The following is a 24658-nucleotide window of genomic DNA, read 5'->3' as shown; positions in this document are numbered from 1 at the left end:
CAAAGCTTTATCTAGGCATAGTCGCCTAAATCCCCCGTCATTAAAATTTTGTTTTGCTTCTGATATTCCAGACGGATCGCTTTAATAATATGGTTCATAGCGATCGCTCTGTTGTCCTGATTCTCATCCCCCGCTGCCAAAAAAGCCGCCCGCAGTGCAATATTGCGAATATCCGCCCCCGTTAACTCAAAACGACCAGCCAAAAAATCCAAATCTAAATCCTGACAGATAGCCGTATTCATCGGCAACATAAGCTCCCACATTCGACGACGTTCCTCCTGAGTCGGTAAAGAAAACTCAATAATAAACCGTAATCTGCGCGTAAAAGCCTCATCTAAATTATGGCGAAAATTAGTCGTTAAAATCGCAATTCCTGCATACTCTTCCATTTTTTGTAACAAATAACTCGTCTCCATATTCGCATAGCGATCGCGGGCATCCTTGACTTCAGAACGCTTACCAAACAGGGCATCAGCCTCATCAAACAACAGAATAGCATTAGAATTAGTGGCCGCATCAAATACCTGACTAAGATTTTTTTCCGTATCGCCAATATACTTACTAACAATTTGAGACAGATCAATTTTATATAAGTCTAACTGTAAATCCTGGGCAATTACTTCCGCTGCCATGGTTTTTCCCGTCCCTGGCGCACCTGAAAATAAGGCATTTAACCCTTTACCCAGGGATAATCTCTCACCAAACTGCCAGGTTTCCATGACAAAATGATGTTGTTTGGCTTGATTACAAAGTTCTCGGAGTTGATGAGCGGGGTTAGACTCAAGAATAATATCCTCCCAGCCATACTTTGGCTCAATTTTCCGGGCTAGGGTAATCAGAGCATACCCAGATTCCGCACGCGCAGCCGCAAATAGATAACTCGATTTAGGCTTCTCCTTCCCCTGAGATTCCTTGTCTTGATAACCTTCCCAGAGCATCTGTTGACTAGCCATTGCTACCGCATTCCTGATCTGATGGGAATAGAGACGAAAGCGATCGCTCAAAGAGTCCAGTTCGGCAGGGTTTAACATTATACCCAGGGGCGTTAAATGGGATAACCAACAATCCCGCCGTTGTTCAAAATCAGGCAGAGTAAAGGGAATCGTTAATAAACCCAAGGGATAGGGACTACTGGGAAAAGGCATTTCTCCCGACAAAATCACCAGGCTGGGATAATCCCTTAATGCTCTACAAAGACCTTGAAAGGCGATATTTTCAGTATTTTGAAAAAGTGGATCGATATTCGCTAAATAAAGCCAGGTTTGTTGCAGTTGAGCCTGTCGCCATAGCAGAAACAAAGCCGTTTCTTGATTGACTTTTGCCGCCATCATTTTTGGCAAATCAACGATCAGTAAGGAAGCTTTGATCTGATTGGTTAGGGATTGAACCAGGGTTTGTTTTTCTAGGGAATCTCCGCCCTGAAAATAGAGTTTTAGAGGTTTACTCCCTTGCCAATGGTCTTGGATGAGTCGGAGTAAGCCTGGGGGACTTTTTAGGGCAGTAAATTCGGTTTGAGGTTCAATCATCAGGGCGTAATCTTTAAATCGAGCATCTAGCCCAGGGATTTCTAATAAATATTGAGTAATTTGCGGGTCTAGATGTAATTCCTGGGCGAGTAGGGAACTATGGTCAACAGGGGAAACGAGTTGCAACAAGCGATGGCGTATGAGGGTAGAGTCCGGCTGGAAATAGCGGCGATAGGTGAGTTTTTCGGGAATATTCGCACAAATTAAGTTAAGAGCCAGATCAACCGTCGGTCTTTTGGCTCGCACATCGTCCTGGAGATAGGCATAGAGTTTTTCATAATTGCGATCGAGTTCAACAGCCAAAGCGATCGCCATGATTTTAATTTCAATATCATCTAATTGATAGGTTTTTTGTAGCCAATGTAAGGGAGTGTCAGCAATAACAGCGATCGCTAAATTCGGGTTATCTTCTGTTGCAAAAGACGATTGATCCAGAGTTTTTCCTACTATTTTTTCGGCGGTTTCTGGGGTGATTTGTAACAGGTCATGATAGGGGTTAACGGTTTTTTCTGCGTCATCCAGATTGGCGATCGCGGTTTCAAGTTTTTGGTCTAACCATTGCAGGAAGGGGATAAGATGGGGAAGCATTAATTTGGGTTAAGATATTGATATTTTAACTGCTGTTGAGTAGTTTAATGCTAAAATCAGGGACATTATTCAGCTTTTATCAATTTTTTGAGATAACGGGAGAAAAGAGTCATGGTGCAAACGAGACTTCACAAGCATTCTCTATCTAAAGCAGAGCAAGCTGTATCGAATGTTGCTTCTCGTGCTTCTGTCCGCGATCCCATTGATGAGTTTCAGGAAGTTTATGGCAGTCGGGCGGCGAGTGCGGCTTTTCGGCAACAAATCGGGTCGGATTTTTCGCAATCGGGTCAATTTCAGTCAATGATCCAAGGGAAACCGAGTTTTCGCGGTTTATCCCATTCCTTAGCTCCCATGCAGGCAAAGATGGTGGTTGGTGAAGCGAATGACCGCTATGAGCAAGAGGCGGATCAGGTGGCGGCTCAGGTGGTGCAACGAATCCATGCTCCTGTTTCTAATTCATCAACCGAAGGGCAGTCTGTCCAACGAAAGGAAGATGAGGATGAATTACAATTGAAGCCCATCGCTCCTATTCAACGAAAAGAGATGAGCGCGGGTGGGGAAGTATCAAGCGATTTGGAATCGGAAATTAATCGTGCGCGGGGGGGAGGGCAACCGTTAGCCCCTGAGATGCGGTTGAAGATGGGTGAGGCGATGGGGGCGGATTTTAGTGAGGTGCGGGTGCATACGGATGGGCGGGCGGATGGGTTGAACCGTGCAGTGGGTGCGCGGGCATTTACAACCGGACAGGATTTGTTTTTTAAGCGGGGGGAATATCAGCCAAGAAGTCGGGGTGGGCAGGAACTGATTGCCCATGAGTTAACCCATGTAGTACAGCAAAATGGTGGAGCAGTACAGCGTCAAGTAGAACAGAACTCCACATCAATTAATACGAACTCTGCATTCACACAATCCCTACAGCGAAAATTTGATCCCAGTGTAATCGCTATGTTAGAAAAACACATTGGCTCAAAAGCTAGTCAGCAAAAACTCGTAGCTGGTAAGAAGCATGGTCAAGGGATGGCAGAGGAACTTGCGCGAGGAGGGGACGGAAGAAATGAAAATGTTAATAATTTTACAGCAGGTGAAGGTCAAGCAGCACCTGAAGTAATGTCGCAGACTTTAATGAATCTAGTCAGACTGACCAAATACGATGATACTGCTTCGGCGAGCGTACTAGAGTTAGCAAATGGCGGGCAAGATCTTCAAGATGAACAGATGTGGAATCTCATCGTTGTCAACTCAAAGTTTATGTCATACATACTGCCTGGCATGACAATCAACAAAATCATTCCCGACTCAACAATCCAAACTATTTTGGAAATCAAGCAGAATCATAAACAGGGGACATTAGTGGGCGGGTCAGTTGCCCATGAGAAGAACTACGATCAAGGACTTACTGGGGAAGAAGCTACTGCCAATTTTGGGCTTGACTATGGAGGTTATCAAGCAGGCACTTTGAAGGCGGATGGAACAATGGCAAAAGCAGATGCTCATAGCTCATATGTCTATGATACTGCTGCTGATGATAAAGGACGGACGCTTAAAGCTGTGCCAAATGTCTTTTATATGAAAATAGCAATTCCTGAGAATAAATTAGCTGACGTTAAAGTACCAGTTCACGGCAACGTCAAAAGTTGGGCTGAGAACAAGCTATTAGATATCCAAACAACTATTGGTGATCCAGTTTTATTGCAAACACTAGCAGAAAAAGCTGGAGCGAAGGATTCAGGCCAGATGCTTACTTCCTTGTCCAAAAAGATTGAGATTCTGACTCAATTTATTGCCAGAGCCAAGGTCGATCAGGGTATGTTGACAACACTGACGGCTGACCAGAAGAAGAATAAGGAAGATCCGCTAACAAATATGGGTATGACAAAGCCTAGCTCTAGATTACAAACCGCATTTGGTACGATTAACCAAGAGTATCATATAGGCCGTATGAATGTTCCTGAAGGATCGGGGTTATGGCTCAAGGATTCTACTGGTGTTGACATTCTAGTAGGTCAGTTCATCCCGAATCCCGCAAATTCTAATACAGTAGAGTGGGGAAATCTGAAGAAAGATTTGATAGAAGCGAAGCTTTCTGAGAATGAGGCTTTGCGTAACAAAACAAAATGAGAAACAGTGCGATCGCCGATCTTGTCGGCTGCGTTAATGAAATGTAACGCAACATAAGTATGGGAGGTATCGGTGCGTTACGCTGCGCTAACACACCCTACTAAAAAGTGCGATCGCTGCCCCTGTCGGGTGCAGAATGTGGGATGTAAGGCAACATAATATAACGCAACATAAAGATGGCTACTTTTCACCCGACAGATCGGCTAAAGTTATAAGGCGATCGCCGAAAAATAATTTGTAAATTAACTATCAGTAAAATCATAAATTTACAATGCAATCTCCTCCTCGTACAAACACCTTAGACAACCTAGAAGCCTTTCTCCAACAACCCAACATTGAAAGCTCACCCGCCTGGGAGTTTATTCAAGGGAAAGCCCAACAAAAACCGATGCCCACCCTTTTTCATTCCCGTCTTCAACGTAACCTAGTTAACCAAATTAACAACCGAACCCAATCCTACGAAGCCATTCAAGAACTCCGTTGCATTGTTCCGCCCCTTTCTCCTGTTCCTGATATTGCTATCATTCAACGGGATCGACTTTCCGATGAAGATGGACCCTTTCAAGGTTCACCCGACTGGCTAATTGAAATTCGCTCTCCCAATCAAAGTATGTTAGATCTACAAAGTAAAATTTTGCATTGCCTAAGTAACGGAACTCTACTCGCTTGGTTAATTGACATTCAACGCCGACAAATTTGGGTTTGGGAAAAACAGGAATTACCCTTAATTTATGCAGGAAATGATCAACTTCCTACTTTAGATAACATTTCTGATTTTACAGTAGAGACAATCATTGCCCTAACCCAACAACAAGCTTAGAAATCTGGATTAAATAGAATTATCATCCAAAATTTCAGTTTTTTGTACCAAAGCAGCGCATTTTGATCTTAATATTTGTGCGTTACGTGATCGCTAACACATCCTACCAAAAAGTGCGTAAGCGTTGCGCTGCTGCAAGCAGTTCGCCGATCTTGTAGGTTAGGTTAAGGAAAAGATACTTAGCAATTCACTATTTAAAAATTGAAACACTAGTGATCTCTTTTTGATTTGATCAAGAAAAGATCACTATTCTTTTCTTCTTTACCTTCGAGAATGAAAACGCCCTGCTTGCTTGCGAGGAGAGGCAAAAGGTCTGTTTTGTGACAATGAAGAGGTAAAAGAGGGGCAGAAACAGGGATTTTAGTATAGTTTATAACCTTGCAAATATGCTTTGAGATTTGTGGAATGTAATTAAGGTCAATTTAGACAATTTAGACAATTTAGACAATTTAGACAATATTTTAAAAATCTCGATATGATATAGAAGTAAATGAAAATTAAAAAATATTGATTTCAATGTTAAATGAATCTGCCAAATTGCCAAAACTTAAAGATTCACTAATTGAGCAAATTCTTTTAGGAAATAAACTTACTCCTGAGTTAATTGCAATTCTGACTATATATTTTGTCCAAGGGATATTAATGTTATCCCGGTTAGCTGTTAGCTTTTTTCTCAAAGATGAATTGTTATTAAGTCCAGTACAAATGTCCGCAATTATCGGTATCAGTACCATACCTTGGATGATTAAACCATTATATGGTTTTATTGCTGATATTTTACCATTATTTGGCTACCATAGAAAAACTTATATATTCCTATCGGGAATTATCGGTAGTGCAGCTTGGTTGAGTTTAGGAACAATAGTTAATAGTGGCTCAATTGCAACAATGATGATTCTCCTTTCTTCTTTTTCCGTTGCTCTTAGTGATGTGATAGTTGATTCCATAGTAGTGGAAAGAGCCAGATCAGAATCAGCAGAAAAATTAGGTTCTTTACAATCTCTTTGCTGGGCTATTTCAGCCATTGGTAGCTTATGTACAGCTTACTTTAGCGGCCTACTTTTAGAATACTTTACCACTCGTACAGTATTTTTAATCACGGCATTATTTCCTATAATCACCTCATTTGTCGCTTGGTTAATTACAGAAAAACCCATGAACAAAGATGATCAAAAAAACAATTACGATCATATTAAATATCAATTAGTACAAATACGTCAAGCAATCACAAAAAAAGCAGTTTTACTACCAACAGTATTTATATTTGTTTGGCACGCTACACCAAATGCCGAATCAGCGTTTTTCTATTTTACAACCAACGAACTACAATTTCAACCAGAATTTTTAGGACGAGTGAGATTAATAACAAGTTTTGCTTCTTTAGTGGGAGTGTGGGCTTTTCAGCGTTACTTTAAAACTATCTCCTTTAAAATTATCTTTACTTGGGGTATTCTTATATCCACCGCTTTAGGAATGACAACCTTATTATTAGTAACTCATACCAATAGACTTTTAGGAATAAATGATCATTGGTTTAGTTTAGGTGATAATTTAGTTATTACAGTGATTGGACAAATTGTATTTATGCCCGTCCTAGTCTTGGCAACAAAGCTTTGTCCTCCCGGCATAGAAGCCACATTTTTTGCCTTAATAATGTCTATATTTAATTTAGGAGGAACAGTTTCCTATTGGTTAGGGTCTATGATGATGAAATGGTTAGGAATCACAGAAAATCAATTTGATTTATTATGGTTACTAATCATCATTACTAACTTGAGTTCTTTAATTCCCATATTTTTCATTAATTGGCTACCAGATGGTACAATAGAAATTGATGATAGTTCATCAATATAGTCTTTCAGGACAGTCAACCAAAAAAATGCAAACATTAGAAACCCAAGATCACCAACAAGATCACCAAGTTGTAGAAAAATCCTATACCATCAAAGATTGGCAAGGTGGATATGAATCCCTTCCCGAAGAATATGACTATTGGATTGATGATATCGAAGGAGAAATACCCCCAGAATTAGCGGGAACATTATTTAGAAATGGATCAGGTTTATTAGATATAAATGGAGAAAGATTACACCATCCTTTTGATGGTGACGGTATGATCAGCCGCATTACATTTATCAATGGCCGCGCTCATTTTCGTAACCGATTTGTACAAACAGCAGGTTATTTAGCAGAACAAAAAGCAAAAAAAATTCTTTATCGGGGGGTTTTCGGCACACAAAAACCCGGTGGTTGGTTAGCTAATATTTTCGATTTTAAACTCAAAAATATTGCCAATACCAACGTTATTTATTGGGGTAAAAAACTCCTAGCATTATGGGAAGCAGCTGAACCCTATTTACTCAATCCTCACACCTTAGAAACCTTAGGAAATGAATATTTTAACGGTGTCTTGTCCCAGGGAGAAGCCTTTAGCGCCCACCCACGAATTGATCCCCGTGGGATATTAGTTAACTTTGCCATAAAACCGGGATTATCAACCACAATTACCATCTTTGAATTGAATACCCAGGGAGAAGTTACCAGCAAAAAAAATCATCAAGTTCCTGGTTTTTGTTTTATTCATGATTTTGTAATTACAGAAAATTACTGTATCTTTTTCCAAAATCCCGTTAAATTTAACCCCATACCTTTTGCTTTAGGAATATGTGGTGCAGCGGAATGTATTAAAGTTGAAAAAAATCAACCCACAAAAATCATCATTATTCCTCGCACCACAAATACACCCATGGAAAAAGTCAAAATTTTAGAGACCAAAGCAGGTTTCATTTTCCATCATGTTAATGCTTTTGAACTAGAAAATGAAATTATCGTTGATTCTATTTGTTATGAATCATTAATGGAAGTTGAACCCAATAGCGATTATCGAAAAACTGATTTTGATAAAAATTCACCTCCGCAAATATGGAGATTTCATCTCAATTTATTAGAGAATCAAGTCCAAAATCAGTTAATAGATACTCGTACCACTGAATTTCCCACCATACACCCGCGTCACGTAGGTAAACCATACCGTTATTTATACAGTGCTGCGGCTCATCAATCAACATTGAATGCACCATTACAAGCCATTTTTAAGGTAGATTTAGAATCAGGAACAAAACAACTTTGGAGTACAGCACCGCGAGGATTTGTAGGAGAACCAATTTTTGTTCCTCGCGCACATTCTCAACAAGAAGATGATGGTTGGATTATAGTTGTAGTTTACAATGCAGAAAATCATCGTTCAGAGATAGTGATTTTAGATGCTCAGAATTTGGCAAAAGGTAGAATTGCAAAACTAGGTCTAAAACATCATATTCCCTACGGTTTACATGGGAGTTTTACACCAGAAATATTCATTTAATGTAGGTTGGGTTGACGAAACCCAACAACATCATACAGCAGATTTCATTTTTATGAGGTACACTTTGTGCGGGCAAGATGCCCGCACCACAAGAGTTTTATCATTATAATATCGAAAACTGCTGTATTCATTTAACCTAGGTTGGGTTGACGAAACCCAACAAGATCATACAGCAGATTTCATTTTTATGAGGTACACCTTGTGCGGGCAAGATGCCCGCACCACAAGAGTTTTATCATTATAATATCGGAAACTGCTGTATTCATTTAACCTAGGTTGGGTTGACGAAACCCAACAAGATCATACAGCAGATTTCATTTTTATGAGGTACACCTTGTGCGGGCAAGATGCCCGCACCACAAGAGTTTTATCATTATAATATCGGAAACTGCTGTATTCATTTAACCTAGGTTGGGTTGACGAAACCCAACAAGATCATACAGCAGATTTCATTTTTATGAGGTACACCTTGTGCGGGCAAGATGCCCGCACCACAAGAGTTTTATCATTATAATATCGGAAACTGCTGTATTCATTTAACCTAGGTTGGGTTGACGAAACCCAACAAGATCATACAAATAAAAATATAATTAAAAAATATAATTGTAACAAAAACTACAAAATTTATATATTTCTCAAAAAACAGGGTAAGCTAACCTTATGAATCCAGTTGACAAGATACTATACTCAGGAATAAATATTATGGTAACAACCTCTCTCCCACTTATGGAAAGTGATTCTCCGGCGCATATTTGCCCCTATGATCAAGCTTGTAGCTATTTACAATGGGCTGCTAAAGAATTGAAATTAGATGCAAGTATCGTAGAAATACTTAGTTATCCCCGCAAAGTTGTCACAGTTTCCATACCTGTGAAAATGGATAATGGAGATGTGCGGGTTTTGACCGGACACCGGGTACAACATTCGGATATTTTAGGACCATATAAAGGTGGTATTCGCTACCATGAGGCGGTGACATTACGGGAAGTTTCCGCCCTGGCCATGCTCATGACTTGGAAATGTGCATTGTTAGGTATTCCCTACGGTGGTGGGAAAGGGGGAATTCCCATAGACCCCAAAAAGTTCACTGTCGGGGAATTAGAACGAATTAGCCGCCGTTATATTAGTGAATTAATTAAAGACATTGGACCATCGGTAGATATACCTGCTCCAGACATGGGAACATCAGCGCGGGAAATGGCGTGGATGATGGATACTTACTCTGTTAATGTGGGTCATTCTGTTCCAGGAGTAGTTACAGGCAAACCTCTATCTATTGGTGGTTCATTAGGACGAGAAATGGCTACCGGACGCGGTGTAATGATTATCATCCGTGAATCCCTAGCAGATCATGGTAAATCCTTGGCGGGAGCGCGGGTAGCGATTCAAGGCTTCGGTAATGTGGGCGGTGCTGCGGCAGAATTGCTACATAAAGCAGGAGCGAAAATTATCGCTGTTTCCAGTGGTGCTGGAGGTATATTTTCTGAAGCTGGTCTTGATATTCCCGTTGTTAAGGCTTACGCTGCTGAAAACCGCCGCAGTGTAGTGGGATTTCCCCAAGGTAAACCTATTAGTAATGCAGATTTGCTAACTTTATCCTGTGATGTACTAATTCCCGCTGCATTAGAAAACCAAATTACTCAAGAGAATGTTAATCAAATCAAAGCGCAATTTATCGCGGAAGCTGCTAATGGTCCGGTAACTTTAGAAGCTAACCGAGCTTTAGAAGCCCGTGGTGTTACCGTTTTACCAGATATTTTAGCCAATGCTGGGGGTGTGGTAGTGAGTTATTTAGAATGGGTACAAGGTCTTTCCTACCTGTTCTGGGACGAAGAACGAGTTAACAAAGAAATGGAACATTTAATGGTTCAGGCTTACCGTAAAGTGATTCATGAGTCAAAGGTAAGGGGGGTAAATTTGCGGTTAGCTGCTTATACTTTAGGTGTAGGTAGGGTCGCCCAAGCCTTAACCGATAGAGGTTTATATCCTTAGTTATGGTTTCAACAAAAGTCCCCACTCGCTGGGGATATTAATTGAATGGAACCGCAAATGGTAGGGGTGAACGGCCGTTCACCCCTACAAAGTCGGGGATATTAATTGAATGGAAACGCCCTCAAAACGCCCAAAGATGAGGTCTGGAATCTTGATAACTTCTATCGGGATTGTGTATAATGGATTTATGGGAAAATAAAAAATTATTAGAAATTGTCTTGCATAATTTACCTACTTTTGCTATACTATTATTAATCAATAAAAACAATTTAATTCCCGCGCTGCACCCGCGGGTTTTTTTTGGCATATCAAATAAAATTATATTCACCATAATAATAAGCATCATCATAATATGATGCTGTTTGCTGTATTCTAACAATAGAAAAAAAATTCTAGGCTTCTATAGCTTGATAGTTGCTATACCAACCAAAAAAAACAGTAAGCTCTTAGAAAGTTTCTACCTAAAAATAAAAATTGAGATGTCGGATTTAATTGAATTAAAACAAATCCCTGATTGGCGCAATCTCTTAAGAGCAACAATTAAGCAAGTTGTAGCTAATAAATCCTAATTTTTGTCCTTCTTCTCCCATTCCTTGGGTATCCTTGTTGATATCTGACGCATTCTACAACTATTGTTTATGACTGTATATGCTAATAAGCAGCTATAGATAATCGTTAATACGGGAAATTATTGATCTGCTTCTGGAAAAATCACTAACTACTAGTTTAGAATATTAACAACTTATCAGGTGTATAGTGTCATGACTAATCATAATTGGCAATCTATCCTTAAAACTGCTCTGGCTAAATTACGTAAGTTTGCTGGTCGCACTGATTTTGATATTTCATTACAAAAAATATTTGGTGTTACAGGAGAAGACACCGTACCACTAAAACAGGCCTGGTTAACTGGGAATTTTGGCACGTTACCCAATTTAGAAATTATCCCTAGTAGTCAAATAAACAACGCTAGAGGTGCTTTTGCTGCGGCTACCAATACCCTCTATTTATCAGAGGAATTAATCAAAACCGCTGATTTAAACGCTATTACAGCGGTATTTCTGGAAGAATACGGGCATTATCTTGATAGTATCCTGAATTACCAAGACACCGCTGGAGACGAAGGTGAATATTTTGCTGCGGTGGTAATGGGAGAAGATTTGAGTCTGTGGGATATTGCTCGTTTGCAAACTGAGAATGATCAAGTTGTAGTTAATTTGGCTGGACAAGCAGTAGCAATAGAACAAAATCTGCCTGTGATTTCTGTGGGAACTACTCCTACAAATGCTATTGAAAATAGTACACCTGGGGTTTTTACTCTCAGCCGTACTGGTGATTTTAGTAGTTCTCTGACGGTTAATTATACTATTGGCGGTACGGCTACCAATGGTACAGATTATGGTAGTTTATCAGGAACAGTGACTTTTGCTGCGGGAAGTGCAACTGCCACAGTGGCAGTTAACCCTATTAATGATAATTTATATGAGGGGAACGAAACCGTTACTCTGACTTTGGCAACGGGAACAACCTATACCCTGGGGACGAATAGTACTGCTACTCTAACGATTACAGATAACGATATTGTAGTCACTCAACTCACCAATAACAACCGTGGTGATTTTAGTCCTGCAATCTCCGGTAACAATGTAGTTTGGTATGGCTCGGATGGCTATGACGATGAGATTTTCTTTTACAATGGGACAAGTACCACTCAACTCAGCAGTAACAACTACAATGATGATTCTCCCCAAATCTCCGGTAACAATGTAGTTTGGTCTGGCTCGGATGGCTATGACAATGAGATTTTCTTTTACAATGGGACAAGTACCAATCAACTTACCAGTAACAGCCGTGATGATTCTGCACCCCAAATCTCAGGTAACAATGTAGTTTGGTCTGGTGGCGGTGATATTTTCTTTTACAATGGGACAAGTACCACTCAACTCAGCAGTAACAACTACAATGATGATTCTCCCGCAATCTCAGGTAACAATGTAGTTTGGTGGGGCTACGATGGTACAGATTATGAGATTTTCTTTTACAATGGGACAAGTACCATCCAACTCACCAATAACAGCATTAATGATTATTATCCCCAAATCTCAGGTAACAATGTAGTTTGGTATGGCTGGGATGGTACAGATTATGAGATTTTCTTTTACAATGGGACAAGTACCATCCAACTCACCAATAACAGCATTAATGATTATTATCCCCAAATCTCAGGTAACAATGTAGTTTGGTATGGCTGGGATGGTACAGATTATGAGATTTTCTTTTACAATGGGACAAGTACCACTCAACTCACCAATAACCCTTATAATGATTATGCTACCGCAATCTCAGGTAACAATGTAGTTTGGTCTGGCTACGATGGTACAGACTATGAGATTTACCTTTACAATGGTACAAGTACCATTCAACTCACCAATAACAGCTATGAAGATTCTGTTCCCCAAATTTCACGTAACATAGTTTGGTATGGCTTGGATGGTACAGACTATGAGATATATCAAGCTAATTTTATTCCTCAAATTACCGTTGCTGCTACAGATGCTAATGCCGGAGAAACCGTATCAGGTACTACTCCCAACCCAGGAGTTTTTACCTTGACTCGTAGCGAAAGCAATATCAATTCTTTGACTGTTAACTATACTATTACTGGCACCGCAACCAACGGTATAGACTATTCGCAATTAACGGGGACTGCGACTTTTGCTGCTGGAAGTTCCACCACGACTATCACCGTCACACCTACGGACGACCTCATTTTTGAAGGTAACGAAACTGTAACTCTGACTCTGGCTACTGGCACAGGTTATACTCTGGGAACTGCTCAAACAGCTACGGTAACTATAGCCGATAATGACGCTATTCCCCAAGTCTCTATTAATGATGTCACCATCACTGAAGGCAATAGTGGCACAAGGAGTGCTAATTTTATTGTTAGTCTTTCTAATCCCAATAGTCAAACCATCAGCGTGAACTACCAAACCGTTGATGATGATGCCACAACTGCTAACAATGATTATGTAGCCACAACCGGAACTATTACTTTCACTCCTGGACAAACAACTAAAACCCTACCGATTACCATTAATGGTGATACAGTTGGTGAAGCTAATGAAGCCTTTACTGTTCTGTTGACCAATGCTGTTAATGCTACTTTGTTAAAAAATGAAGGTATCGGCATAATTAGAAATGATGACTTGCCTGGTGTGACTGTTACTGCTATTTATACCCAAGCTACGGAGTCAGGAGTTCCGGGTATTTTCCAACTCAACCGCACGGGTAGCATAACTAAATCTCTCAATGTTAATTACAGCTTATCAGGAACAGCCACCAATGGTACGGATTACAGTACATTAAACGGTGTTGCTACCTTTGCATCTGGGAGTAGTACAGCAATTATTTTTGTTAATCCTACTGAAGACACGAGATTTGAGGGTAACGAAACGGCAATTTTCAACCTGTTAACGGGTACTGGTTATACGGTGGGAACGAGTAATAGTAGCACTATTACCATTACTGATAATGAATCCCAACCGCAAATCAGTATTAATGATGTGACTTTAACAGAAGGTGATAGTGGCACAAAAACCTTTAACTTTGCTGTCACACTTTCTAACCCCAGTAGTCAAACCATTACCGTCGCTTATCAAACAGGTAACGTTTCTGCTGTTGCTGGTACTGATTATATTACCCAAACGGGAACAATTACATTTAACCCTGGTGAGGTCAGTAAGACTGTGGGTGTTATTGTCAATGGGGATACGTTGGTAGAAAACAACGAAACTTTTAAAGTCAATCTTTCAACCCCTGTTAATGCCACTATAGCAGATGGAGAAGGTATTGCTACGATTAATAATGATGATGTTCCGAGTTTAACTGTGAATAATCTCACTGTTGTGGAAGGGGTTGACAACAACGCAATTATGACTTTCACCCTTAGCACCCCTTCAAACCAAGGGGTTAGCGTTAATTACAGTACCACTGCGGGTACAGCCACAGCCAATATTGATTATACTCCTGTGAGTGGAACTTTAACTATTCCTGCGGGGGCAACTACGGCAACTCTTTCTATTCCCATTGTTAATGACAACTTTAACGAACCCAATGAAACATTTAATTTAGCATTGTCTAATCCTGTTGGGGCTGTGGTTGTTAATCCCAATCCTGTGATTACTATTACGGATACCATCCAAAGTATTACAACTTTGACATTACCTGCTGGTGTGGAAAACCTCACTCTGACTGGTACTGCTGCTATTAATGGCACTGGGAATACAGGTAACAATGTCCTCACAGGAAACAGTGCTAACAACATTTTAGCAGGTGGTGATGGGAATGATACCTATAGTTTTAATGCTACCACAGTCTTAGGTAATGACACCATTCAGGAAACCTTAACAGGTGGAGTTGATGTTATTGATTTAACTGGTACAACTGGGGCTGCTACTCTGAATTTAGGAGTAACAACAACTCAAACGGTTGTTACCACTAATCTTCGTTTAACTCTTGCTGCTAATAATGTTATAGAAAATATTATTGGTGGTAATGGTGCTGATAGGTTAACGGGTAATTCCCTTGATAATAGCTTAGTGGGAGGATTAGGGGATGATAATTTGCGAGGTAATGGCGGTGATGATAGTTTAACGGGAGGTGTGGGTAATGATATTCTCACTGGTGATGCGGGGACTGACCGATTTATTTATAGTAGTGGTAGAGCCTATGATGCTGGTGATATTGGCTTAGACCTGATTTTAGATTTTACTACAGGAACAGATAAGTTTGTTTTGAGTAAAACTACTTTTAATGTTCTTCAAAGCATCCTAGGTAATGGTTTGAGTCAAGGTAGTGATTTGGCGGTAGTTGATGATGATGATTTAGTTGATACTCAAGCTGCGTTTATTGTTTATAGTAGTGGGAGTGGTAACTTATTCTACAATCAAAATGGGATTACAGCGGGTTTAGGAACTGGTGCGGCTTTTGCAAATTTGTTTAATCCACCAACAACTTTAACGACAGCAGACTTTATAGTAATAGCATAGGGGTAGGGGCGAACGGCAGGAAAGCCCCTACAGGGCTTGTCGCCACTCGCTGGGGACATTAATTGAATGGAAACCCAGAGTTATATGTGGTAACAAGTCCTTCTTCTCCCATTCCTTGGGTATCCTTGTTGATATCTGACGCATTCTACAACTATTGTTTATGACTGTATATGCTAATAAGCAGCTATAGATAATCGTTAATACGGGAAATTATTGATCTGCTTCTGGAAAAATCACTAACTACTAGTTTAGAATATTAACAACTTATCAGGTGTATACTGTCATGACTAATCATAATTGGCAATCTATCCTTAAAACCGCTCTGACTAAATTACGTAAGTTTGCTGGTCGTACTGATTTTGATATTTCATTACAAAAAATATTTGGTGTTACAGGAGAAGACACTGTACTACTAAAACAGGCTTGGTTAACTGGGAATTTTGGCACGTTACCCAATTTAGAAATTATCCTTAGTAGTCAAATAAACAACGCTAGAGGTGCTTTTGCGGCGGCTACCAATACCCTCTATTTATCGGAGGAATTAATCAAAACCGCTGATTTAAACGCTATTACAGCGGTATTTCTGGAAGAATACGGGCATTATCTTGATAGTATCCTGAATTACCAAGACACCGCCGGAGATGAAGGTGAATATTTTGCTGCGGTGGTAATGGGAGAAGATTTGAGTCCGTGGGATATCGCTCGTTTGCAAACTGAGAATGACCAGGCTGTAGTTACTTTAGCTGGACAAGCAGTAGCAATAGAACAAAATCTGCCCGTAATTTCTGTGGTAAGTACACCCATTAACGCCAACGAAAATAATACACCTGGGAGTTTTACTCTGCGTCGTTCTAATTTTAGTGGTTCTCTAACGGTTAATTATACTATTGGCGGTACGGCTACTAATGGTACAGACTATCTGAGATTAACGGGGACTGCTACTTTTCCCGCTGGAAGTACGACTACAACCATTACGGTTACACCTACGGACGACCTCATCTTTGAAGGTAACGAAACTGTAACTCTGGCTCTGGCTACTGGCACTGGTTATACTCTGGGAACTCCTCAAACAGCCACGGTAACTATAGCTGATAATGACGCTATTCCCCAAGTCTCTATTAATGATGTCGCTATCACTGAAGGCAATAGCGGTACAAGGAATGCTACTTTTACTGTCAGTCTTTCTAACCCCAGCAGTCAAACTATCAGCGTGAATTACCAAACCGTTGATGATGATGCCACAACTGCTAATAATGATTATGTAGCCACAACCGGAACTATTACTTTCACTCCTGGACAAACAACTAAAACCCTACCGATTACCATTAATGGTGATACAGTTGGTGAAATTAACGAAGCCTTTACTGTTCTGTTGACCAATGCTGTTAATGCTACTTTGGGAAAAAATGAAGGTATCGGCATAATTAGAAACGATGACTCGCCTGGTGTGACTGTTACTCCCATCTATACTCAAGCTACGGAGTCAGGAGCTCCGGGTATTTTCCAACTCAACCGCACGGGTAGCACTACTAGACCTCTTACTGTTAATTACAGCTTATCAGGAACAGCTACCAATGGTACAGATTACAGTACATTAAACGGTGTTGCTGCCTTTGCCTCTGGGAGTAGTACAGCCATTATTTTTGTTAATCCTACTGATGATCGAATTTTTGAAGTTAATGAAACGGTAATTTTCAACCTGTTAACGGGTACTGGTTACACAGTGGGAACGAGTAATAGTCCTACTATTACCATTGTTGATAATGACCCCCGACCGGAAATCAGTATTAATGATGCGAATGTCACAGAAGGTAATAGTGGGACAACAACCTTGACCTTTGAAGTGACACTTACCAACCCCAGTAGCCAAACTATTACTGTTGATTATCAAACGAGTGACCTTGATGCTACTGTTGCTGATGCTGACTATCTTATTAAAAACGGACAAATTATATTTAACCCCGGTGAAGTTCGTAAGACTGTGGATATTACCGTCAATGGGGATACGTCAGCAGAAAACGATGAACTTTTTAAAGTCAACCTCTTAAATCCTGCTGGGGCTTTGATTAAAGATGGAGAAGGTTACGGTAAAATTCACAATGATGATACTGCTATAACCGTCATTGCGACTGATGCGGACGCGGCAGAAACCCCACCTGGTACTACTCCCGACCTTGGAGTCTTTACCATAACTCGTCAAGGCGTAACTAACATTCCCCTCACCGTCTACTTTAGTTTAACAGGAACGGGAATTAATGGCACTGACTACACTTCTCCCGCAACAGCAACTTTTGGGGTAAATAGCAATACCACAACTGTCAATGTAACTCCAACGGATGATAACATATTTGAAGGTAATGAAGATGTTATTCTCACCCTCAACCCCGGTACAGGTTATAGTCTAGGCACGGATCAATCTGCTACAGTTACCATTACTGATGATGACCCCCAACCGCAAATCAGTATTAGTGATGTGACTTTAATGGAAGGTGATAGTGGGACAACAACCTTTAACTTTGCGGTGACTCTTTCTAACCCCAGTAGTCAAACCATTACCGTTGATTATCAAACGAGTGACGTTGATACTGTTGCTGGTACTGATTATATTACCCAAACGGGACCAATTACATTTAACCCCGGTGAAACCATTAAACCTCTGATTGTTATTGTTAATGGGGATACGTTGGTAGAAGACAACGAAACTTTTAAAGTCAATCTTTCAAACCCTGTTAATGCCACCATAGGAGTTGGAGTAGGTACCGGTACGATTACGAATGATGATGTTCCAACTTTAACTGTGAATAATCTCACTGTTGTGGAAGGACGTGATAGTAAAGCAACTATGACTTTCACCCTTAGCACCCCTTCAAATAAAGATGTTAGCGTTAAATACAGTATCACTGCGGGTACAGCCACAGCCAATAGTGATTATATTCCTGTGAGTGGGACTTTAACTATTCCTGCGGGTGCAACTACGGAACCTCGTGATATTACCATTGTTAATAACAGCTTCAACGAACCCAATGAAACATTTAATTTAGTATTGTCTGATCCTGTTGGGGCTGTGGTTGTTAATGCTAATACTGTGATCACTATTACGGATACCATGGAAGACAGTAGATCTTTCGCATTACCTGCTGATGTAGAAAATCTGCAACTTACTGGTGCTAATGCTATTAATGGCACTGGGAATATAGGTAACAATATCCTCACAGGAAACAGTAATAACAACACTTTAGAAGGTCGTGATGGGAATGATACCTATCGTTTTGATGCCACCACACCCTTGGGTAGTGATACTATTCAGGAAACTCCAACGGGTGGAGTTGATGTTATTGACTTAACTGGTACAACTGGGGCTGCTACTCTGAATTTAGGAGTAACAACAACTCAAACGGTTGTTACTAATAATCTTCGTTTAACTCTTGCTGCTAATAATGTTATAGAAGATATTATTGGTGGTAATGGTGCTGATAGGTTAACGGGTAATCCCCTTGATAATAGCTTAGTGGGAGGATTAGGGAATGATAATCTGCGAGGTAATGGCGGTAATGATAGTTTAACGGGAGGTGTGGGTGATGATATTCTCACTGGTGATGCGGGGACTGACCGATTTATTTATAGTAGTGGTAGAGCCTATGATGCTAGTGATATTGGCTTAGACCTGATTTCTGATTTTACTACGGGAGATAAGTTTGTCTTGAGTAAAACCACTTTTAATGCTCTTCAAAGTGTTGTAAATCCAAATACTGGTTTGAGTCAAATTAGTGATTTGGCGGTGGTTATTGATGATGCTTTAGTTGATACTCAAGCTGCGTTTATTGTTTATAGTAGTGAGACTGGTTACTTATTCTACAATCAAAATGGGATTGCAGCGGGTTTAGGAACTGGTGGGACTTTTGCGGATTTGTTGAATATACCGACAACTTTAACGGCGGCAGACTTCATAGTAATAGCATAGGGGTAGGGCGAACGGCAGGAAAGCCCCTACAGGGCTTGTCGCCACTCGCTGGGGACATTAATTGAATGGAAACGATGTGTTTGTACGGGCGAACTGCCGTTCGCCCCTACTGGGGACATTGATTGAATGGAAACCCGGAGTTAAAAGATGTAGCCGAAAAGAAATGACTCCACTACTTCTAAACCAACAAGTACATGATGAAATTATTCGTCTTTCCAAGGTGAGTCGGGTTGATACTAAAATCTTGGAGCAATTTGCTTGTTTTATTATCCAAAGTTCTCAACCAAAATCAAAAATAACTGTTGTATCACTTAAAATAGAGGAATTAAAGCAAGCTGTATATTATAGATTTAATGTGAAAAATACGCAGGAATTAAAGAATTGTGGTGCTTTTATAATGGCAACAGATGGGATGGAAAAGATTGACTTTCGCTTTAAAATTAACATGAGAAATGCTATATCGTAAATTTGTTGGTATTTTATCAGGAGAAGAAAATCAACAAGGATATGGCTGTATTAATGGGATTAATACAGCACTTCCCGGTGTTATGAGGTACATATCTAGCGGGCAAGATGCCCGCACCACAAGAGTTTCATGATTCAACTTTGTACTTCATCAGAGCGGAAAACGCTGTATATTTAACTACTTCAAACCTTGGCAGGTTTTTGGACTAGATCCAAAGACAGCTACAAAAGAAGAAATAAAATCTGCTTATTATAGACTTTCTAAAATATATCATCCTGATAATCCAGAAACTGGTGACAGAGGGATATTTGAGAGAGTTGAAATTATGTATAAAAGTATTATTACTGGAATTTAGATATGTCATTTGATAGGGAAGTTTTTTATATAGAAGAAGGAAAATTGTCTGAGGCTTTTGAACTCATGCAACTTGATTTTCAACTTGATTTTCAACTTGATTTTGATAATTTACAGCAAGTAGCTTTGAGTGAGGTACACCTTGTGCGGGCAAGACTTGTACTGAGATTGGTCGTTCGCGTAGCGTGGCGTTAGCCATAGTATGCCCGCACCACAAGAGTTTTATTATTAATATCTGTACTTGATAATACTGGGAACTGCTGTATGTGAAAAATTGGTTGATTCATCTGATGAAAGTATCATAATAATCTTGATTTTACCCTGTAGGTTGGGTTGACGCAAGGAAACCCAACATCCACCTCACCTAATTGGATTCAGTGTTGAGAGGAATGGCGGGTTTTTTAATCCAGGTTAATGCGGTGGTACTAAAAACCACAAATCTTAGAGATTGACTGGTTGCTTTTTTCCTGTAGTCGGAGAATGACTACTATTGTTAACAGTTTGCGGTGTTAAAAAAGCTTCTTTCCCTGTAATCAATCGAGAGCGACGATTACGAGTAATATAATTCCAGGCCCATTGAATTATGACTACTATTTTAGTGTCAAACTCGATTAAGAAGTAGATGTGAATTATTAACCAAAATACCCAAGCAATAAAACCTGTGAGTTTAATGAAGCCTAAATCTACAACAGCTAAATTTTGCCCAATCATCGCCAAACTACCCACGTCGTTGTAATTAAATTGTGGTAAAGTGTGACCTTGAAGTCGGAGTTGAATGAGTTTACCTACATACTCTCCTTCTTGTTTGGCTACGGGTGCAACACCGGGTAAGGGTTTACCATTTTGATGGGAGAAGTTGGCTAAGTCTCCAATGACGAAGATATTCTTATGATCCTTGATGGTTAAGTCAGGTTCTACAATGACTCTTGCAGAGAAATCGCACTCTACATCTGTACGTTCTGCGAGGATTTTCCCCAGAGCCGAACCTTGAACACCAGCTGCCCATAATATAGTTTTTGAGGGAATTTCTGTCAATTCACCGTTTTGCTTGAAGGTAACAATGTCATTTTCAATATTCGTAACTCTGGTTTGGGTATGAATAACCACACCCAACTTTTGCAAAGATTCTACTGCTACTTTGGATAATACTGGGGCAATATGTGGGAGAATGCGATCGCCCCCTTGTAATAGTAAAATTTTCGTTTCTGATGTGTCAATGTTGCGGAAATCTTCTTTAAGAGTTTTGTATGCCAATTCGGCGATCGCACCGGCTAATTCTACACCGGTTGGACCTCCGCCTACAATCACAAAAGTCAAGAAAGCCTGGCGTTGTTTGGCATCAGTTTCTTTTTCTGCTGCTTCAAATGCTGAAAATATCCGCCGCCGCATTTCTATTGCATCTTCCACAGTTTTCAAACCAGGAGCAAATTCTTTCCAGTGATCTTTACCAAAATAAGAATGGTTAGCACCTGTGGCTACAATTAATGTATCATAAGGTATGGTTTCATCGCCTAAAATAACTTGTTGTTTTTTGGGGTCAATATCAGTTACTTCTCCCAAAAACACTTTTGTATTCTTGCTTTTGCTGAATACAGATCGTAATGGTGCTGAAATATCAGCAGGTGATAATGTACCTGTGGCAACTTGATATAAAAGCGGCTGAAATAAGTGAAAATTGCGTTTATCAATCAGAGTCACATTTACATTGGTATTAGCCAAAGCCTTTGCCGCATACAATCCACCAAACCCACCACCAATGATAACAACCTGATGTGGTGCATTATTCTCGCGTGGAACAACCATAAACAATATTTCCTTTTGTTAAGAGTCGTGTAACCTTTCTTAACAAATATGTAACAATATTATAATATGTTTTGCCGTTTATTGAGAACACTAAAAAAAATACTAAAAGTAGTCAAGGTTACTAATATTAAATCATGGTTGATATGACTGTTCTATAGCTAAATATTCAGGAACATTCATGAGTTCTTGAAAATCTTGGAAATTCATCAAACCCGGTAAATTATCAGTAGTTCCCTGTGCCTTCAAATGACGGAAACACACATTCATGACTTCAGTGACAGCCATGAGTGCAGTGAGAGGAAAAAAGACAATTTTAAACCCCAAATTTTGCAATTCTTGAGGAGAAATTGGCGGAGTTTTACCACCTTCAACAATATTTGCAACTAATGGTACATGAGGAAAAGCAGCGGCTATAGTTTGCAACTCTAGCACAGATTGGGGAGCTTCCACAAACAACACATCTGCACCAGCATTAATATATAATTGACCACGGTCAATAGCTTCTGCTAAACCCAAAGGACCGCGGGCATCAGTTCGGGCTATAATCACCAAACTACTATCACCTCGCGCTTCTACCGCAGCCCGGATTTTTCCCGCGTGTTCAGTCATAGAAATCACTCGTTTACCTGCAAAATGACCGCATTTCTTCGGCCATTCTTGGTCTTCTAAAATTATTCCTGCTAAACCCAATTGAACCGCATCTTGGACGGTTCGCATGACATTTAAAGCGTTACCATAACCCGTATCACAATCGGCGATTAAAGGTATATTAATTGACTTAGCTATCCGGCCGATACTGTAAAAATTTTCCGTAGCCGTGAGAAAACCATAGTCAGGTAAACCCAAGGTAGAAGCAGCAATACCGAAACCGCTAGTAGCAGCGACATCAAAACCCGCTTTTTCTACCAATTTTGCACTCAAACAGTCATAAACACCGGGAATAACGATAATTTCAGGAAGTGCGAGTAATTCCCGCAGTTTTTGAGCAGCCAACATACCAGTAACCATAAATGGACTATTTTCAGAATACAATAAATACTGTAAAAACGTTTTAAGAAACCTACAATATTGATTGTAATTCTTCCTTTGCGTCTTTGCTCCTTTGCTCCTTGACGCGAAATCAAATTAAATATTTTTAAATTCACATTTAAATTAATCACAAATGAGTAAACCCATAGAAGTTCGCAACCCCCGCACAGGTAAATTTGATTATGTCATTGTTCCTCCACCACCAAAATTACTTTCCCAGCAATGTCACAGGCTGCGGAGAGGACAAATTATCTGGCAAAAATTAGCAGTTGAGGAAAGAATTGCGGCCTTAAAAAAATGGAAACAAGCTATATTATCAGAACGGACTCAATTAACAGAAGCTTTAGTTAGTGATACGGGTAGATTATCAACATCAATCATGGAAATAGATTCATTTCTTGCTAATATTGATAAATGGTGTAACTTAGCTCCGCAATTACTACAAAGCACGGCAAAAAATACATCTATTCCTTTTATTTCCTTACAACAAACTGCTGTTCCTTATCCTCTTGTTGGCGTAATTAGTCCTTGGAACTTTCCCCTATCTTTGTCTACCATTGATACAATTCCTGCCTTATTAGCTGGTTGTGCTGTGATAGTTAAACCCAGTGAAATAACTCCTCGTTTTGTCGCTCCTTTAATGACTTCCGTAAACAATATACCCCAATTAAGAGAGGTTTTAAATTTTGTGGAAGGAGGAGCACAAACAGGAGCAGCTTTAATTGAAGATGTAGATTTAATTTGTTTTACAGGGAGTGTGGAAACTGGGCGTTTAGTCGCTGAAAATGCGGCAATTAATTTTATTCCAGCTTTTTTAGAATTGGGAGGAAAAGACCCGGCTATTGTTTTAAAATCAGCGGATTTAGATTTAGCAACTTCAGCAATTTTATGGGCTTCTGTAACTAATACAGGACAGTCATGTTCAGCCATTGAAAGAATTTATGTTGCTGAATCTATATTTGAAGAATTTTATCATCAATTAGTGACTAAAGCCCATCAATTAAAACTAGCCTACCCAACTATTGACAGTGGTGAAATTGGTCCAATTATTTCTGAAAAACAAGCAGCTATTATTAATGATCATTTACAAGATGCTATGTTAAAAGGGGCTGTAATTCACTGTGGTGGTAAAGTAGAAGAATTAGGTGGAGGTTGGTGGTGTCGTCCCACAGTTATCACTCAAGTTAACCATTCCATGCAGATAATGACTGAAGAAACATTTGGACCGATTATGCCTGTGATGTCTTTTGCTAATCTTGAAGAAGCGATAAATTTAGCCAATGATTCTATTTATGGACTTAGTGCTGCTGTATTTGCAGAATCAGACGAATTAGCAATAGAAGTTGCCAATCAAATAGAAGCTGGTACTATTAGTATTAATGATGCTGGTTTAAGTTCATTAATTAATGAAGGAGACAGAAATGCTTTTAAATTTTCTGGTTTGGGAGGTTCACGGATTGGTACAATGGGTTTAAATCGCTTCTTACGAAAAAAAGCATTTTTGATGAAAACTAACTCTAGTAAAGATCCTTGGTGGTTTAATGATGGAAATTAACCATATAGGATATGAGCCTGTTTAGCAAAAA

The 24658-nt window shown here is 39.8% G+C and carries 14 protein-coding genes; 11 read left to right on the top strand and 3 right to left on the bottom strand.

Going from position 1 to position 24658, the window contains the following annotated elements; translation table 11 throughout:
• Positions 1-11: 11 nt before the first annotated feature.
• A complete protein-coding gene (locus H6F62_RS07510; protein ID WP_190371713.1) occupies positions 12-2114 on the bottom strand; it encodes an ATP-binding protein in 2103 nt (700 codons plus the stop codon).
• A gap of 111 nt (positions 2115-2225) precedes the next feature.
• On the opposite strand from H6F62_RS07510, the gene H6F62_RS07505 reads away from it, so the two are divergent.
• From H6F62_RS07505 to H6F62_RS07455, 10 genes are all read left to right on the top strand, one after another.
• On the top strand, positions 2226-4232 hold the full coding sequence (locus H6F62_RS07505) for a DUF4157 domain-containing protein (RefSeq protein WP_199306401.1): 2007 nt from the start codon (positions 2226-2228) through the stop codon (positions 4230-4232).
• Between the two features lie 271 nt (positions 4233-4503).
• Positions 4504-5052, top strand: a complete 549-nt coding sequence (locus tag H6F62_RS07500; RefSeq protein ID WP_190371712.1) for a Uma2 family endonuclease — start codon at positions 4504-4506, stop codon at positions 5050-5052.
• Positions 5053-5568: 516 nt separating this feature from the next.
• Complete coding sequence (locus H6F62_RS07495) at positions 5569-6906, top strand: folate/biopterin family MFS transporter (protein ID WP_190371711.1); 1338 nt, start codon at positions 5569-5571, stop codon at positions 6904-6906.
• Between the two features lie 25 nt (positions 6907-6931).
• Positions 6932-8416 (top strand): carotenoid oxygenase family protein, encoded by a 1485-nt coding sequence (locus H6F62_RS07490; RefSeq protein ID WP_190371710.1) that lies wholly within the window; start codon positions 6932-6934, stop codon positions 8414-8416.
• A gap of 702 nt (positions 8417-9118) precedes the next feature.
• Positions 9119-10408, top strand: coding sequence for a Glu/Leu/Phe/Val dehydrogenase (locus H6F62_RS07485; RefSeq protein ID WP_190371709.1), 1290 nt, complete (start codon positions 9119-9121; stop codon positions 10406-10408).
• Between the two features lie 761 nt (positions 10409-11169).
• On the top strand, positions 11170-15459 hold the full coding sequence (locus H6F62_RS07480; protein WP_190371708.1) for a Calx-beta domain-containing protein: 4290 nt from the start codon (positions 11170-11172) through the stop codon (positions 15457-15459).
• 283 nt (positions 15460-15742) lie between these two features.
• Positions 15743-19420: a Calx-beta domain-containing protein gene (locus H6F62_RS07475; protein ID WP_190371707.1), complete on the top strand. Its 3678-nt coding sequence runs from the start codon at positions 15743-15745 to the stop codon at positions 19418-19420.
• Positions 19421-19481: 61 nt separating this feature from the next.
• Positions 19482-19886, top strand: coding sequence for a hypothetical protein (locus H6F62_RS07470; protein ID WP_190371706.1), 405 nt, complete (start codon positions 19482-19484; stop codon positions 19884-19886).
• Positions 19873-20019, top strand: a complete 147-nt coding sequence (locus H6F62_RS07465) for a hypothetical protein (RefSeq protein WP_168357108.1) — start codon at positions 19873-19875, stop codon at positions 20017-20019. The genes H6F62_RS07470 and H6F62_RS07465 overlap by 14 nt, the downstream gene beginning before the upstream one ends.
• A gap of 224 nt (positions 20020-20243) precedes the next feature.
• On the top strand, positions 20244-20435 hold the full coding sequence (locus tag H6F62_RS07455; protein WP_190371705.1) for a hypothetical protein: 192 nt from the start codon (positions 20244-20246) through the stop codon (positions 20433-20435).
• A 246-nt stretch (positions 20436-20681) separates the two neighbouring features.
• On the opposite strand, the gene H6F62_RS07450 is transcribed toward H6F62_RS07455, so the two are convergent.
• Positions 20682-22043 carry an NAD(P)/FAD-dependent oxidoreductase gene (locus H6F62_RS07450; RefSeq protein ID WP_190371704.1) on the bottom strand — a complete coding sequence of 454 codons (1362 nt, stop codon included), beginning with the start codon at positions 22041-22043 and terminating at the stop codon, positions 20682-20684.
• Between the two features lie 132 nt (positions 22044-22175).
• The gene (locus tag H6F62_RS07445) at positions 22176-23039 is read right to left on the bottom strand and encodes an oxaloacetate decarboxylase (protein WP_137906645.1); all 864 of its coding nucleotides are present in this window, start codon (positions 23037-23039) and stop codon (positions 22176-22178) included.
• A gap of 166 nt (positions 23040-23205) precedes the next feature.
• Between H6F62_RS07445 and H6F62_RS07440 the strand changes: the two genes are divergently transcribed.
• Positions 23206-24627, top strand: coding sequence for an aldehyde dehydrogenase family protein (locus tag H6F62_RS07440; RefSeq protein ID WP_137906602.1), 1422 nt, complete (start codon positions 23206-23208; stop codon positions 24625-24627).
• The last annotated feature ends 31 nt before the right edge of the window (positions 24628-24658 follow it).

Source organism: Anabaena sp. FACHB-1391 (assembly GCF_014696755.1).
Lineage (GTDB): Bacteria > Cyanobacteriota > Cyanobacteriia > Cyanobacteriales > Nostocaceae > Dolichospermum > Dolichospermum planctonicum.
The sequence above is the reverse complement of the archived record's forward strand: the minus strand, read 5'-3'. Positions and strand labels throughout refer to the sequence as shown.